Origin of the sequence: Pseudomonas sp. DE0010 (genome assembly GCF_007680745.1) — a bacterium.
In the GTDB taxonomy this organism is placed as follows: domain Bacteria; phylum Pseudomonadota; class Gammaproteobacteria; order Pseudomonadales; family Pseudomonadaceae; genus Aquipseudomonas; species Aquipseudomonas parafulva_B.
This window is the reverse complement of the sequence record NZ_VEJQ01000136.1, coordinates 1-306: the sequence shown is the minus strand read 5'-3', so window position 1 is coordinate 306 and position 306 is coordinate 1. Positions and strand designations below refer to the sequence as shown.

The 306-nt window shown below is 59.5% G+C and carries 1 protein-coding gene; it reads right to left on the bottom strand.

Annotated features, from left to right (window positions below; all coding sequences use genetic code 11):
• On the bottom strand, nucleotides 1-306 hold a 306-nt coding region (locus tag FS767_RS22975), incomplete at both ends, for a hypothetical protein (protein ID WP_178102774.1).

Here is a 306-nt window from a genome sequence, read left to right as displayed (position 1 = left end):
AAAGGGCACCAGGGAAACGGTTTTGCCGCCAACGTTGAATTCGAACTTCGGCAGGGAGGATGCCAGGGCGACAACGTAGGTATTGGTTTTCTGATCGCCCGAGGCGCTGTTCAAATCGGTGTTCGCGCCATAGCGGGCCACAGAGGCCGAATAGTAGCTGCCTTGCTTGGTGGGCTCTTCAGGTGCCAAGCCGCGGATGTTGGCGAGAGTCGTGACCGTCTTGGCGGTAGGCGCATAATCCTCGTTGCTGCCTACCGCACCAATGTAACGTTGACCGGCCACCGAGGGCTGCAGGGCACTGATGGC